Annotated in this window: 13 protein-coding genes and 1 tRNA gene; 9 read left to right on the top strand and 5 right to left on the bottom strand. The window is 53.6% G+C overall.

Annotated features, from left to right (window positions below; all coding sequences use genetic code 11):
- Positions 1-44 precede the first annotated feature (44 nt).
- The 3 genes from ung to ACHZB8_RS10650 all read right to left on the bottom strand — a co-directional run bounded on the left by ung (position 45) and on the right by ACHZB8_RS10650 (position 1799).
- On the bottom strand, positions 45-761 hold the full coding sequence (gene ung / locus ACHZB8_RS10640) for a uracil-DNA glycosylase (RefSeq protein WP_316860239.1): 717 nt from the start codon (positions 759-761) through the stop codon (positions 45-47).
- A complete protein-coding gene (locus ACHZB8_RS10645) occupies positions 745-1281 on the bottom strand; it encodes a GNAT family N-acetyltransferase (RefSeq protein WP_316860240.1) in 537 nt (178 codons plus the stop codon). The genes ung and ACHZB8_RS10645 overlap by 17 nt, the downstream gene beginning before the upstream one ends.
- A gap of 131 nt (positions 1282-1412) precedes the next feature.
- Complete coding sequence (locus ACHZB8_RS10650) at positions 1413-1799, bottom strand: DUF6858 family protein (RefSeq protein ID WP_316860241.1); 387 nt, start codon at positions 1797-1799, stop codon at positions 1413-1415.
- A gap of 227 nt (positions 1800-2026) precedes the next feature.
- On the opposite strand from ACHZB8_RS10650, the gene ACHZB8_RS10655 reads away from it, so the two are divergent.
- The 8 genes from ACHZB8_RS10655 to ACHZB8_RS10690 all read left to right on the top strand — a co-directional run bounded on the left by ACHZB8_RS10655 (position 2027) and on the right by ACHZB8_RS10690 (position 11653).
- Positions 2027-2680 carry a CerR family C-terminal domain-containing protein gene (locus ACHZB8_RS10655; protein ID WP_316860242.1) on the top strand — a complete coding sequence of 218 codons (654 nt, stop codon included), beginning with the start codon at positions 2027-2029 and terminating at the stop codon, positions 2678-2680.
- Positions 2677-3639, top strand: a complete 963-nt coding sequence (locus ACHZB8_RS10660) for an HlyD family efflux transporter periplasmic adaptor subunit (RefSeq protein WP_316860243.1) — start codon at positions 2677-2679, stop codon at positions 3637-3639. Before ACHZB8_RS10655 ends, ACHZB8_RS10660 begins: the two co-directional genes overlap by 4 nt.
- Positions 3636-4568, top strand: a complete 933-nt coding sequence (locus ACHZB8_RS10665) for an ABC transporter ATP-binding protein (RefSeq protein ID WP_316860244.1) — start codon at positions 3636-3638, stop codon at positions 4566-4568. The genes ACHZB8_RS10660 and ACHZB8_RS10665 overlap by 4 nt, the downstream gene beginning before the upstream one ends.
- An 11-nt stretch (positions 4569-4579) precedes the next feature.
- A complete protein-coding gene (locus ACHZB8_RS10670) occupies positions 4580-5704 on the top strand; it encodes an ABC transporter permease (protein ID WP_316860245.1) in 1125 nt (374 codons plus the stop codon).
- A 107-nt stretch (positions 5705-5811) separates the two neighbouring features.
- Complete coding sequence (locus ACHZB8_RS10675; protein WP_316860246.1) at positions 5812-6534, top strand: ABC transporter ATP-binding protein; 723 nt, start codon at positions 5812-5814, stop codon at positions 6532-6534.
- Between the two features lie 14 nt (positions 6535-6548).
- On the top strand, positions 6549-8912 hold the full coding sequence (locus ACHZB8_RS10680) for an FtsX-like permease family protein (protein WP_316860247.1): 2364 nt from the start codon (positions 6549-6551) through the stop codon (positions 8910-8912).
- Between the two features lie 31 nt (positions 8913-8943).
- Positions 8944-10167, top strand: a complete 1224-nt coding sequence (locus tag ACHZB8_RS10685) for an HlyD family efflux transporter periplasmic adaptor subunit (RefSeq protein WP_316860248.1) — start codon at positions 8944-8946, stop codon at positions 10165-10167.
- 34 nt (positions 10168-10201) lie between these two features.
- A complete protein-coding gene (locus ACHZB8_RS10690) occupies positions 10202-11653 on the top strand; it encodes a pectinesterase family protein (protein ID WP_316860249.1) in 1452 nt (483 codons plus the stop codon).
- Between the two features lie 11 nt (positions 11654-11664).
- On the opposite strand, the gene ACHZB8_RS10695 is transcribed toward ACHZB8_RS10690, so the two are convergent.
- Positions 11665-11741: transfer RNA gene (locus tag ACHZB8_RS10695), tRNA-Ile, on the bottom strand.
- Positions 11742-11995: 254 nt separating this feature from the next.
- On the opposite strand from ACHZB8_RS10695, the gene ACHZB8_RS10700 reads away from it, so the two are divergent.
- The gene (locus tag ACHZB8_RS10700) at positions 11996-12697 is read left to right on the top strand and encodes an SIMPL domain-containing protein (RefSeq protein WP_316860250.1); all 702 of its coding nucleotides are present in this window, start codon (positions 11996-11998) and stop codon (positions 12695-12697) included.
- Positions 12698-12933: 236 nt separating this feature from the next.
- Here ACHZB8_RS10700 and rpoD read toward each other — a convergent pair whose 3' ends face one another.
- Entirely contained in the window at positions 12934-14988 is a 2055-nt protein-coding gene (gene rpoD, locus ACHZB8_RS10705; protein WP_316860251.1) for an RNA polymerase sigma factor RpoD, read from the bottom strand.
- Positions 14989-15037 lie beyond the last annotated feature (49 nt).

Raw genomic sequence — 15037 nt, forward strand, 5'->3', positions numbered from 1 at the left:
CAAACGAGAAAGCACCATGCGCAGACCCAACATGATGGTCGCAATCAATCGCCCAGATCGCACCAGTTCACCGTCTCTCGCCCCATTTCTGATAGAAAAGTGTTGGCTCGAGAAAAACAGCGGGATCCCAGAAAAGCATCAAAATCCTTGCCAGCCTTTCGCGCCCGCAGAGGGCTTGGGTGCGATGTCCGAATGATCATATGCCGACTGGCATCAATTGCCTCGGCCTGCTTGTGGCTGTGCTTGCCCCAAGCCAGAAAGACCACCGGCTGTGGCTGCCGATCAACCGCAGCCAGAACCGCCGCAGTAAACGCTTCCCACCCCATCTTCGCGTGGGAAGCCGCCTCTCCCTGCCGCAAGGTCAATGTACTGTTGAGCAGCAGAACACCTTGCCTCGCCCAAGCGCTGAGATCACCATGATCGGGCTTGATCAACCCGAACTCTTCTCCCAGCTCCTTGTAAATATTGTTGAGCGACCTTGGAGGCTTGATCCCTCGTGGCACAGAAAAGGATAGCCCCATCGCGTGGGGAATATCACCCTCCAGTCCCGGATAGGGATCCTGCCCGGTGATAACGACCTTGACCGCCGAAAGCGGTGTCTGACGAATGGCATTCAACCGCATGCCTCTTGGTGGCAGGATCCGGGAATGACGCTCCTCTTCCAGAAGCCAGTCATCAAGACGCTCGAGACGATTGTGTTGATCGGACAGAGCAACATTCCATTCGGAACAGACATCAAGCTCCTCAACAAGACGCATCATCACCCTCCCCGGCAAGGGCAAGGAAAGCGTCGTCTCTTGCCACATACAGCTTCTCGGATTGCGACCAGCAAAGACCGCATGCCTCGTAGAATTTTTGCGCGCTCACATTGTCCGCATCAACAGACAATCGAACATAAGCGCAGCCCCGATCTTTGCCCAAACGAGCCACATACGCCATCAAGCGCCGTCCCAGTTTCAATCCGCGCGCTTCAGGCGCAACAAACAGATCCTGAACATAGAGACCGGGCTTGCCCATCCATGTTGAGAAACTGTCGAAAAACAGACACATCCCAACCGGCTCGCCATCCAGCTCTGCAAGCACGCATTCAAAGCGCGGCGCCTCGCAAAATCCATATTGCAGATAGTCCTCGGCGCTCGCCTTGTGCTTGTGCGCCTCCCCCAAATGGGCCGCTATACCGGCAACCATGCGATGGATCGCTTCAACGTCTCTTGCATTTGCCATTCGCAACTGAACAGCAGCCCTTGCGATCTCATCGGTGGAAAGAAGCTTTGAACTCATTTTGGAAATTCCTAATCATATGGATTTGCCAGACCCTACAAGCCTTCTGCCGGTTGTTCAATTTCTCTGACAAAAAAAGGGCGGAGCAATCCCGCTGCTCCACCCTGTCAGTCTGAGAGGTCAGGCCTATTCTAGTTCATCAGACCTCTACACCAGCTTTCCATTTCTCTGGTTGCCATTTCCATAGGCGGCTCAAGAAAGGAGATGTGAAAGCTGTTTCCCATATCCGCAACCCCGATGGACCGCGGCCGAACCGAAAGCACCTTGGGATTTGGCAAAGCCAAACCGAAACAGAACAGAATATTCTTGGCGTCCATGATATTTTCGGCAATCGCCCCGTCAATCGACCGGGTGTGACCATAGTGATCAAACACGCCAATATAGGCGACCTTCGGATGAGCATCGATTTTCTCCTTCAAAGCGGCAATGACGGCATCGACGCTTTCATAAGGTGTTTCACTCTTCTCAAGATCCATGTCGAAGATCGGATATTTTTCCATCAAAATTGATTGTTTCACAATTGTTCCCTTTCAATTCATTCCTGAAGCCATCGAGATCGGAATCATTCCAAGTTCATAGAGTATCTACGTAAGTACAAACCACGTATCAATTGACCAAGTTGCCGCAGTCGATGGGAATGCAAAAAAGAATTCACCAAAAAATCAATCAATCGATTGATTAATTTTCATGCTCATGATATTTCTCAATCAATCGATTGAATAAAAACGATCAAGAAACACAAATCATGGTTCAAACACGATCAGACTCCACCAAAACCGCCCTGGTTGACGCAGCAACGAGATTGTTTGCGGAGAAAGGCTTTTCGGCAACATCGACACGCGAAATCGCATCGGCGGCAGAAACCAACATAGCTTCGATCACATATCACTTCGGAGGCAAGGAAGGTCTTCGAATGGCATGCGCGGAGGCGATAACGGACCTCATGTCGCAAATCCGAAAAAACCCCGAAGCGCTCGAAACGCCCAAACTGGTTGAAGTGGCTGAAACAGCGTTTGAGGCTTCCATTCTGCGACAGGCGAATTTGCTTCTGAACTTTGAGCAAGCAGAGCCAAAAATCCGGTTTTTCTTCCGCGAAATATACGAAAAAAGTGATATATTTGAATATATTCATGAAAGTTTCCTCGCGCCGACTCTTGACTTTCTGCTCTTGCAATGGGCTGACGCAATCGGCATCTCCGCCAAGGAGGCTGACAGGGAGGAATGCCGGTTGGCCGTTTTTTCTGTCATCTCCCAGATTGCCTATTTCCGCATCGGTCAGCCTCTCATCAGCCTTTACATGAAATGGGATGGCTATGACCGGGAGAAAACCGAGCAAATCCTGACAATCATCCAGTTCAACATTCGTGCAATCATCAAGGCACACCGGAGAGTCTCATGAGTTTTGTTTGTGCTGTTCCCATTCTCGGCCTTCTTTTCAGTAGCTGTCTGCCGCCACAACCATTGGCCACCGGGTATGTCGAAGGCGAATATGTTCTGGTTGCGCCAATTGAAACCGCAAGAATTGCCAAGATCTCTGTTGAACGGGGAGATCGTGTTCGCTCCGAGCAATCCGTCATCTGGCTGGAACAAAAAGACGCTGAAATCGCCGTCGCGAATGCAAATGCTGCGCTGGCCCAAACCAAGAGCACCCTGGCCAATCTGCGACAGGGTGCACGCCCCGAAAAGATTGCTGCACTTGAAGCCTCTCTCGATGCGGCCATCATCAATTCCAGAAAAGCGGAACGGGACATGATACGGCAGGAAAAACTCCTGCAAAAAGGCTCCGTGGCACAATCAACATACGACACGGCAAAAACGTCGTATGATGTATCGGAGGCGCAAGTGAAGGAGATCAGGGCAAACCTCGCCTACACTCGCCTTCCGGCACGCGACTATGAAATTGCGGCAGCAGAAGCAGCAGTCGACCAAGCCAGAGCCAGCCTGCAATCGGCCGAATGGAAGCTGTCTCAGCGCACCTTGAAGACACCCCAGAGCGGTCTAGTCACCGACATCATCCATGAAGAGGGAGAAATGGCAGGCCCACAGGTGCCGGTTCTCTCCATTTTGCCAGACAATGGCGTGAAGCTGCGGCTCTACCTGCCTCAGAATGATCTGGCATCCATTCATCTGGGCACCAATCTCGCAATTGACTGCGATAATTGCTCGCAAGATTTGAGAGCGACCGTTAGCTACATCTCTGACGGACCGGAATTCACCCCGCCGGTCATCTATTCCATCCAGAACCGTCAAAAACTGGTCTATATGATCGAAGCCAAGCCATTGGAAGGATCCAACTTGCAACCGGGCCAGATCGTCTCTGTAAGACTGGCCACAAATGCCGCGGAGATCGCCAAATGAAGGCGATCGACGTGCAAAATCTGGTCAAGCGGTTTGGTGACAAAACCGTTGTTGACGACGTAACCCTGTCGGTTGAGGAAGGCGAGATCTCCGGCTTCCTCGGCCCCAACGGCTCAGGCAAGACAACGACGATCCGCGTGATGTGCGGGCTTCTCACGCCCGATGAAGGAAACGGAAAGGTCCTTGGATATGATTTGCGCGCCGACCAGCTCAAGATCAAGCGGCAGGTTGGCTATATGACGCAAAAATTCTCCTTCTATACCGACCTCACCATCGAGGAAAATCTCTATTTTGTTGCCCGCCTTTATGGGTTGAGCCCTGCACGGGACTATGTGCGGGACACCCTGGACAAACTGGGCCTGACATCGCGCAAGAACCAGCTCTCCGGCTTTCTGTCAGGCGGATGGAAACAACGGCTGGCCCTCGCTGCCTGCATCATGCATAAACCGAAACTTCTCCTGCTGGACGAACCTACGGCCGGGGTCGACCCCAAGGCAAGACGGGAATTCTGGGACGAAATCCATACGCTTGCCGCCGATGGCATGACCGTCATGGTTTCCACTCACTATATGGACGAGGCCGAGCGCTGCCATCGCATCAACTATATTTCCTATGGCAAGCTTCTGACGTCAGGAACAGTGAAAGAGGTTGTCGATGAAGCCGGGCTTCTGACCTACATTCTGACAGGGCGAAATTCTCAGTCTGCGGCAAAAATGCTGACAACCCTCGAAGGGGTCGATCAGGTCACGCCCTTCGGCAACAGCCTCCACGTTGTTGGGCGGAATCCCGATCAGCTCAAAAAAGCAGTCTCCGAGGCGACCGAGAAATTCGGCGTAAGCTGCGAGGTGGGGGAAACAACGCTGGAAGATGTCTTCATTCAATATATGGCCGACTCGACCGACAACATGGCCACTCATTCGGAGAATTGAGGAAAACAAGCATGAACCACATCTTCTCCATGACCCGCCTTTACGCTCTGCTCGCCAAGGAAATCACCCAGATGATGCGCGACCGCATCACCTTTGGCATGATGATCGGTATTCCGCTGGTTCAGCTTGCCCTTTTCGGCTTTGCCATCAACACTGACCCCAAAGAGCTCCCGTCTGCCCTTGTCGCAACATCTCAGGACCAGTTCACCCGCGCAATCGTATCGGCTCTGGAAGTCACCAATTACTATCGTTTCGATCACATTCTGGACTCCGCAGAACAGGCCGACAAGCTTCTTGAAGAAGGCCGGATCTCCTTTGTTCTGACCATCCCCTCGGACCTCTCCAAGAGGGTTCTGCGCGGAGACAAACCCCAAATCCTGATCGAAGCGGATGCCAGTGATCCAGCTGCCTCGTCCGGAGCGATTTCAACCCTGTCCAACGTTGCCAAACAGGCTTTCGCCCGCCAGCTCGGAACCGAGGAGCAAGACAGCAGCGGCCTCGATATCGTCATTCATCGTCGCTATAACCCGGAAGGCATTTCCCAATATAACATTGTCCCCGGTCTGCTTGGTGTTATCCTGCAATTGGTCATGGTCATGATGACATCCATGGCCCTGACGCGGGAAGTTGAAAGAGGGACCATGGAAAATCTGCTGGCCATGCCCGCGACCCCGTTTGAAATCATGCTGGGCAAGATTTTGCCCTATCTGGGCATCGGAGCAATTCAGGTGGTCGTCATCCTCACCGCAGCAAAGCTCGTGTTCAATGTACCTTTTGTCGGAGACTTGTCCCTGCTTCTTCTGGGGATTCTTATCTTCATCGCCTCGCTCGTGCTCATCGGCTATTTCATATCCACCGTCGCCCGCAGCCAGATGCAGGCCATGCAAATGAGTTTCTTCTTCTTCCTGCCGTCTCTGATGCTGTCCGGCTTCATGTTTCCCTTCAAGGGGATGCCGGAATGGGCACAGGTGATTGGCAATCTCTTTCCGCTTACCTATTTTCTACGTATCGTCAGAGGTGTTATGCTCAAGGGAGCAGATCTTGAAACGATGCGGTCACCGATCTTCGCCCTTGTCCTGTTCACGGTGGGACTGAGTGTCCTGTCGCTCCTCAGATTCCGCAAAACCCTGGATTGACGCTTGGGTGTCACGCAATTCGTTTACAAGCTTCACAGAAAGAAACCACAGACTCCACCTGACAGACACAAATCCTCGCGTTCACCAATGCAAGAAGGGCACATCTAATGGTCGAGACCGTAGACAAGCCGCTGGCCTTTCAGACCAAAAATCTGACAAAGGTTTATGGCGAAGGCAATGCCGCGGTGCATGCCCTTCGCGGTGTTGATTTGCAGATTCCATCAGGCGAAATCGTTGTTCTGCTTGGCGCGTCGGGATCGGGCAAGTCAACCCTTCTCAATATCGTTGGCGGTCTTGATCGGGCAACCGATGGTGAAGTCTATTTTCAGGATCAATGCCTGTCCGATCTTTCCAATGACAAATTGACGCTCTATCGACGCGATCATGTCGGTTTTGTCTTTCAGTTCTACAATCTGATGCCCAGCCTGACGGCTTATGAAAATGTCGAACTGGTAACGGAAATTGCCGATAATCCCATGGAGCCGCAGACCGCCCTTTCCCTTGTTGGCCTTGCGGACAGGGCCGATCATTTCCCCGCCCAGCTTTCAGGGGGCGAGCAACAGAGGGTTGCCATTGCCCGCGCAATTGCCAAGCAGCCAACGGTTCTGTTCTGCGACGAGCCAACCGGCGCACTGGACAGCAAGACCGGCAGAGTCATCCTGAAGGTCCTCAAGGATGTCAATGAGCGCCTGGGAGCCACAATTATGATAGTCACCCATGCGGCAAGCACCGCAGCGATGGCCGACCGGGTCATTCACTTTGCCGATGGACGCATTCGGGAAATCGTCAAGAACGAGAACAAGCTCAGCCCTGAAGAAATCGAGTGGTAGGGAACGCGCGCACCATGGCACCCCTTGATCGAAAATTGTTGCGAGATCTCTGGCGCATCAAGGGCCAGGCCATCGCCATCGCTCTGGTCATAGCAACCGGTGTCTCGCTACTGGTCATGATGTCTGGCATCATCACTTCTCTGGAGGAAACCAAACGCGCCTATTATGAGCGCAATCGTCTCGCTGACATTTTCGCACCAGTGAAACGGGCACCCCAGCATTTGACCAGAAAGCTTGCAGACCTGCCCGGCATCTCGGCAGTGGAAGGACGCATAAGCGGTTCCGCTCTTATCAGCTTGCCCAGCCTTGACCTGCCATTGCGAGCAACAGCCATATCATTGCCGGACAACAGAGAAACGCGCCTCAATACCATTTACCTCACAGACGGCCGTCGGCTCGACGCGAAAAATGCCGATGAAATCATCCTGCTGAGCGGCTTCGCCAAGGCTCATGATCTCAAGCCGGGCGATCATCTGAGCGCAACCATGAACGGCTCGAAGCGGACCTTTCAGATTGTCGGCCTCGCCCAGTCCCCGGAATTCATCTACAGTGTCGCTCCGGGTGAAATGATCTCCGATGACAGCCGTTTCGGGGTCATCTGGATGAGCCAGACAGCCCTCGCCGCGGCCTTTGACATGCAGGGCGCCTTTAATGAAGCCCTTCTTGCGATAGGCAGAGGCAACAATCTCCAGGCCACGCTTGAAGGGATAGACCGGATATTGGATCCCTATGGCGGATTGGGGGCCTATGGGCTCAAGGACCTCACATCAAACCGCTTTGTGGTTGAGGAAATCGAAGGCATGCGGTCATCCTCAAGCGTCGTTCCGCCACTCTTTCTGGCGGTCGCCGCCTTCCTTCTCAACATCGTCGTCTCGCGCATGGTGCAGGCAGAGCGCGAACAGATTGGTCTCATAAAGGCCTTTGGCTATTCGGATCTCGAAGTCGGCCTTCACTATTTCAAACTGGTACTGATCATCGCCATTGGTGGTTCGCTGCTGGGCTGCGTTGGCGGCATTTCCCTTGGACGAGCCATGATGCCGCTCTATCTGGAATTCTATAAATTCCCGATCCTTTTGTTCCGACTGGACCCGGCCTCCTTCGCAATTGCAATCCTGACATCAATCTTTGCAGCCTCCGCCGGAGGATTGTTCGTCTTGCGTCAGGTTTTTGCTCTCACGCCCGCCGTTGCCATGAGGCCGCCTGCTCCTGCCGATTATTCATCGACGGGACGGTTTGGCAAAAGGCTGAACAAGCTCCTCGATCAGCCGAGCCGTATGGTTTTACGGCGCATAACGCGACAACCGGGCCGCATGCTCGGCTCACTCGTGGGAATTGCCTGCGGCATGGCCCTGTCGGTTTCGATGATTTCGATGCTGTCTTCCTTCGATCAAACCATCGAGATGACCTATACCGTCATGAACCGAAGCCATGTCACCGTCACCTTCACTCATGCGATTTCTCCCGATGTCATCCATGAGTTGAAAAGCATCGAAGGTGTCCTTGATGTCGAACCTGAGCGAGCCGTGTCCGTCGAGTTTAAAAACGGCCTTTACAGCTATCGGGGCGCTATCAATGGGCTGGTAACCGAACAACGCCTCAAGCGTGCCCTGGACAAAGACACTGCGCCCATTTTCTTGCCCGAAAGAGGCATCGTTCTGTCGCACTCTCTGGCCAAGACACTCAACATATCGCCCGGAGAGATGCTCAGCGTCAAAATACTCGAGGCAAACCGCCCCACCTTGCGCATTCCGGTCACCGCAGAAGCCGAAAGCCTGTTGGGATCACCCGCCTATATGCGCATGGAAACGCTCGACAGATTGCTGAATGAGCCAAACAGGATTTCTTCCGCTTATCTGCGCATCGACATGCAAAGAAAAGGTGCCATTTTCAAGGCACTGAAAAGCCGACCCTATGTGGCAGGTGTCAGCCTCAAGTCCGACGAGCGGGCGGCCTTTCAGAATATGATGGATACCGGTGCAGGCTCGATGCGCTTCGTCATGCTGATCATTGCAGCGATCATCACCTTTGGCATCGTTTACAACGCCGCTCGCATTGCCTTTGCAGAAAGACAGCGCGATCTCGCCAGCCTTCGCGTCATGGGCTTCACAAAATCCGAAGTCGCATTTGTGCTTTTGGGGGAATTGGGTCTTGTCACCCTCGCAGCCCTGCCCGTGGGCAGCCTTTTGGGCTATTATTTCACCCAAGTCATTGCAGCAGGCTTCAGCACCGACCTCTATCAAGTACCAACCATGTTCATTCCCGCAAGCTATGGCAAGGCTGCTCTGGCGATCATTGTCGCCTCGGTTGCATCGGGATGGCTGGTCAAACGCGACATCGATCGCCTCGATCTGGTCGAATCCCTCAAGGTCAGGGAATGATGTTTATAGGTAAACCGTAAGGATGTTCGTCATGGCAAGAAAAAGATCCCGTTCCTATTTCGCCATAATCGCATTGGCAGCAACCACGGCCGCCCTTGCCTATGCTTTCTGGCCGCGCCCGCTGACGATAGACATTGGCAAGGCCGCAATCGGCTCCATGACGATTACCATCAATGAAGAGGGCTTCACGCGGGTTCATGACGCCTATGTCGTTTCAGCACCGGTGGCCGGTCGCCTGATGCGTGTCGCGGTCCAGCCCGGCGATGCGGTTATCAAGAACCAAACCGTCATAGCCCAGATGAGACCAGCCAACCCATCCATGCTTGACATAAGAACCCGCGAGCAGGCCGCAGCCTCGGTCGAGGCCGCAGAGGCAACGCTCCGGGTCGCCAGAGCCGACCTCAACAAGGCGACATCAGACCTTGATTACGCCAAGCGGGAGCTGGAAAGATATCGTCAGCTCGCAGACAGGGGAACCGCCAGCCAAGCCACTCTTGACAGATATGAAGCAGACTATCGCAGCGCCAGCGCCGCCCGCGACAATGCAGAAGCCGCCATTGCGGTAAGGGAAGCCGAATTGGCCAATGCCAGATCCAGACTGGTCGGCTTCAATGACAGGGATCTCAAGTCCTCTGTCTCTGACGACAACAGCATCCCGCTAAGATCTCCAACCACCGGCAATGTCTTGCGCGTCATCCAGAAAAGCGAAACGACTCTTTCCGCCGGGGCCGAAATCATGGAAATCGGCGATGTCACTCACGATCTCGAGGTGGTCGTCGAACTGCTATCCACCGATGCCGTTCAGGTAACGGTCGGCGACCGGGTCATCATCGATGACTGGGGTGGAGACACGCAACTGGCAGGGACCGTTAGCCGCGTCGAGCCATGGGGTTACACCAAATATTCCTCGCTCGGCGTTGAAGAACAGCGCGTCAAGGCCATCATCGCTCTGGACAGCCCGCGAGAAAGCCGCGCCAAACTGGGCCATGGCTATCGCGTCGAAGTCAGAATTGTCATCTGGGAAGCGAAAGACACGCTGACGATTCCTTCCAACGCCCTTTTCCGCGATGGCGACGGTTGGGCGGTTTTCAAGGTCGTGGATAAAACAGCACAACAAACCCCTGTAAAGGTCGGAAAAGACAATGGCCTTTCTGCCCAGATACTGGATGGTTTAAGCGCAGGAGACCCGATCATTCTCTATCCTTCCTCAGGAATAACCAATGGAGCCAAAGTGGCCCAGAGAATGATCGAATAAAGCAAAGCTGCAAAAAGCCAGCACGGATATGACAATGTCGACTTCGAATCAAAGCACCCCCACCCGCCCGCAAATGACCAAAGAGCAGGCTGCTCTCTATCGCCCGGACATCGTGCTCAGTCACGACACTGCCTCTGAAGAAGGAGAGCCTTGGGACCCGATAGCCCCGGCTCTTGCCTCCCTTCCGCGCAAGGCAAAACCGGACTACCGCGTTGACCCGACTGACCTGAGCAGCGCCAACTGCTTTGCCTCCATTCAGCGGGCAATCAACAAGGCCGTGGTCGATGCCAAGACCAAAAAGATCACCGATCGCCTCGTCATCGAAATCGCTCCGGGCACTTACAACGAATTGGTCTATGTTCCCTCGCTTGAAGTCGATGGCAAGAAAGTGCCCCTTACTCTCATCGGACGCGAAACCGATGCGACAAAAACCGTCATTTCTGTGAATATTGATCAGGGACTGACCGCAGACGCCTATACGATGCGTTTCAGCTCCGCATTTTTGGAACTCGATGACAGCATCCGCAGCATGTTCGAAGCCGTATCCGCACGTGGGGATTTCGATATCGGCACGACCAACTCCTGTGTCATGCGCGTTTGCAACGACGGGTTTGAGGCCGTCAACCTAACCATCGAGAACAGCTATAACGAAGATCGCCTGACGCCCGATGTTGCGGATCTGCCGGCGGATGAACGTCCTCTCAATGAGAAGGGACAACTCGCTTATGGGCAACATCAGGCCGTTGCCGTCTTGATCGATGCAGCCGACAGGGTCTATTTTGAAAATGTCCGCCTGCTGGGCGATCAGGACACGATCTATTTCAAGACCAACGAGCCGCGCGAAACCGTTAAATCCTATTACAAAGATTGCCATATCGAGGGCGATGTCGACTTCATTTTCGGCAACAGCACTGCCTATTTCGATCATTGCAGGATCTGCTCGAAGGGGGCTCGCACGCCAAATACCTATGTTGCTGCCCCCAGCACCAACATTCACATTCCCTATGGCATTGTCTTCTGGGATTGCGATTTCATCCACGACGACAGCGAAGCCGCCTTGGCTGGTCGCTTCCATCTCGGACGGCAGTGGTTCGAACGCGTTCGAGCAACACCATATGGCAGCTCACCAGTGCCCGGATATAACTGCAAACTAGGTGATCTGTCTCATTATGAAGAACCCGTTGGCACCATTGCCCTCAAGACGCTGGAAGCCGTCGGGAAAGTCGCGGTCCTGCACAGCCGGATTGGTGATCACATCAACCCTGCCGCCCCATGGACAGACTGGAATGGCGGCGAGTTCGACAGGGATGGCAATTACCTCCCGGCCCCGTGGGCCCCACGCTTCCGCCCTGTTCAGTATGATTTGGATGACTTCACCCGCTATCTGGAAGACTGGCTCGCCAAAGAGGGCCTCGATTACAGCACGCTGGACAAGACGCTGCCCTTCATCGGCGAATATGGCAACAGCGATAACGGGGAAAACTGAAACAAGGGGGGTGGTGGGCCCGGAGGGACTCGAACCCCCAACCAGACCGTTATGAGCGGTCGGCTCTAACCAATTGAGCTACAGGCCCTTAGATTTCAGGTGAAAATGAACTATACTGAAATGCCCCTCGGAGCAAGCCCCGCGCACCGGATCAGTGGATAGCCCACGGACTTTTTCCCGTATGTCCTAGGGCAAATGTAGCTGTATCCATTCCTCACCCCACTCTGGCCACAAATTTCGTTATAGGTGTCGTGTCGGCCAATCAAAACATGGCCAAAACAGATTCACATGGAAAACGACTTTTCCTTGACACAAAATCGCCTATTGCGGAGGAACCAGCTCATGAAATTTCCGGCTATCGCCATTATGGCGCTTCTTGCCTTGTTGACGTTACCAGCAACCGCATCTGAGCTGGGCAAAAACACCATTTCGATAACCGGATCCGGCATTGTAAAAGCCGAACCGGATATGGCGATTGTTTCGGCCGGAGTAGAAACAAGAGCAAAAGATGCCAAAGCGGCGCTTTCTGAGAATAACAGCAAGATGGCGGCGTTGATGGAAGCCCTGCAAGAGGCTGGCATAGACAAGAAAGACATCCAGACCAGCAATTTCAATATCAGCCCGCAACTCACCTACCCCAAAGATCAGGACAGAGCCCCTGAAATAGTCGGCTATGCCGTCAACAATCAGATAACGATCCAGATCAGACAATTCGACAAAATCGGCAATGTCCTCACCTCTTTGGTCAACAGTGGAGCAAATGACATATCGAGCCTCAGGTTCGATGTTTCAGACAAGTCCGAGTTGCTCGACACGGCCAGAAAGGCCGCTCTTGCGGACGCTCGCCACAAGGCAGAGCTCTATGCAAAAGAGCTCGGAGCTGAAATTCATGGCCTCAGAAGCCTGTCCGAATCCAGTGGCTTCGACAGTCTTGCTGCTCCCGAAATGAAGCGCGCAATGAGCATCAGCTCCGATGTTCCCGTTGCCGGGGGATCGGTTGACTTGTCCATTTCAGTCAACACCACCTGGATCCTTGCAGACTGATAAATGGCCATCAGGCATCGGATCAATGGTCTGCGAGAATGTTATGGAACAGATTTACGCCCTTGCTATTGAAGCCTGACCGGGGTCAAGGTGTTGGCTTCGGTCCAAAAAAAGAAGCCGGATCGAAGACTTCGGCAAGAAACGTGACTCAGACTCTCAAGCAGGCTGAACAGGAATCAACCGATAAAAAAACCCGGCGTCACCGCCGGGTTTCTCATGACAATCAAATCTGACCATCAGCTATCCAAGAAGCTGCGCAGTTTGCGCGAACGGCTTGGATGCTTGAGTTTGCGAAGTGCCTTTGCCTCGATCTGACGGATACGTTCACGGGTCACCGAGAATTGCTGCCCCACTTCTTCAAGCGTATGGTCGGTATTCATGCCGATGCCGAAACGCATGCGCAACACGCGTTCCTCACGCGGGGTGAGCGATGCAAGCACGCGGGTTGTGGTCTCGCGCAAGTTGGCCTGAATGGCCGCATCGATTGGCAGAACCGCATTCTTATCCTCGATGAAATCGCCAAGATGGGAATCCTCTTCATCACCGATCGGTGTTTCAAGAGAAATCGGTTCCTTGGCGATCTTGAGCACCTTGCGCACTTTTTCAAGCGGCATTTGCAGCTTTTCACTGAGCTCTTCCGGTGTCGGCTCACGCCCGATTTCGTGTAGCATCTGACGGGAGGTGCGAACGATCTTGTTGATCGTCTCGATCATGTGAACCGGAATACGGATCGTGCGAGCCTGGTCGGCAATAGAGCGGGTAATCGCCTGCCGGATCCACCATGTGGCATAGGTCGAGAATTTGTAACCGCGGCGATATTCGAACTTGTCGACCGCTTTCATCAGGCCGATATTGCCTTCCTGAATAAGGTCGAGGAACTGCAAACCACGGTTGGTATATTTCTTGGCAATCGAGATAACCAGACGCAGGTTCGCTTCCACCATTTCCTTCTTGGCCTGACGGGCTTCACGCTCGCCTTTCTGCACGGAGGAAACAATGCGGCGGAACTCGCCGATTTCAAGGCCGGTCTCGGTCGAAAGCATCTGGATGTCTTCGCGCAGATTCTCGATCCGCGGCAATTCGTGATGGACAAATTCTTTCCAGCCACGCGATGTCAGATTGGATACGCGCTCCATCCAGTTCGGATCAAGCTCGTTACCCTGATAGTGTTTGAGAAATTCGGAGCGATTGACGCCATAAGCCTCGGCAAGGCGCAAGAGACGCCCTTCCCGACCGACAAGCTGCTTGTTGATGTCATAAAGCTGAGAGACCAGGGCATCGATACGGTTCTGGTTCAGCGACAGGCTCTTGACCTCGACAATGATGTCTTCCTTGAGCTTGTCGTAGCGACGTTCCTGGCTCGGAGACAGCGTCTTGTTTGCCATCCGGTTTTCAACGAGCTGATCTTGCAGACGGCGCAGTTTCTTGTAGTCCTCGGCGATCTGATCGAAGGTCGCCAGCACCTTTGGCTTCAGTTCGGCTTCCATTGCCGCAAGGGAGAGGCTGTTTTCGAGGTCATCTTCATCCTCGTCTTCGTCGTCTTCCCCTTCGCCCTCGCCGCCTTCTTCGCTTTTCTCATCATCGGATTTTGCGGCAGCAGGTTTGCTTGCGCCATCATCATTGGCGGCAGGAGCCGCAGCCGGTGCAGCAGCCTCTAGCTCTCCGCCCTCGGCCTCGTCCTCATCATCAGAGTCGTCATCCTCATTGCCGGGACCTGCATAAGTAGCTTCCAGATCGATGATATCGCGCAGCAGAATATTGCCCTCAAGCAATTCGTCGCGCCAGATAATGATGGCCTGAAATGTCAGAGGACTTTCGCACAAGCCTGCGATCATGGCCTCACGACCGGCCTCGATCCGCTTAGCAATTGCAATCTCGCCTTCGCGGGAGAGAAGCTCCACAGACCCCATCTCGCGCAGATACATCCGCACAGGATCGTCTGTCCTGTCGGTTGGTTCCTTGCTCGTGGTTGTTTTGGCAACCGCTGTCGACGTTTTCGCTTCAACCAGTTCGGTTGACTCGCTCTGCGTTTCGTTGTCTTCGGCTTCTTCCGCCTCGATGACATTGATGCCCATATCCGACAGCATCGACATTGTGTCTTCGATTTGTTCTGAAGAAACTTCTTCCGACGGCAAAACTTCGTTCAATTCATCATAAGTGACATAACCACGCTTTTTAGCGGTCTTGATCATCTGTTTGACAGCCGAAGCTGTCATATCCAACAATGGGGCATCGGAGTTTGAGCCTTCACTGTTGTTCTTGTCGTCGTTTTGCGTTGCCTTCGTTGCCATTCCTGTCTCCAAGGACGCTCCTTTCAGACATATGTCTGTATTGGCCATC

Source organism: uncultured Cohaesibacter sp. (assembly GCF_963556055.3).
Classification (GTDB): domain Bacteria; phylum Pseudomonadota; class Alphaproteobacteria; order Rhizobiales; family Cohaesibacteraceae; genus Cohaesibacter.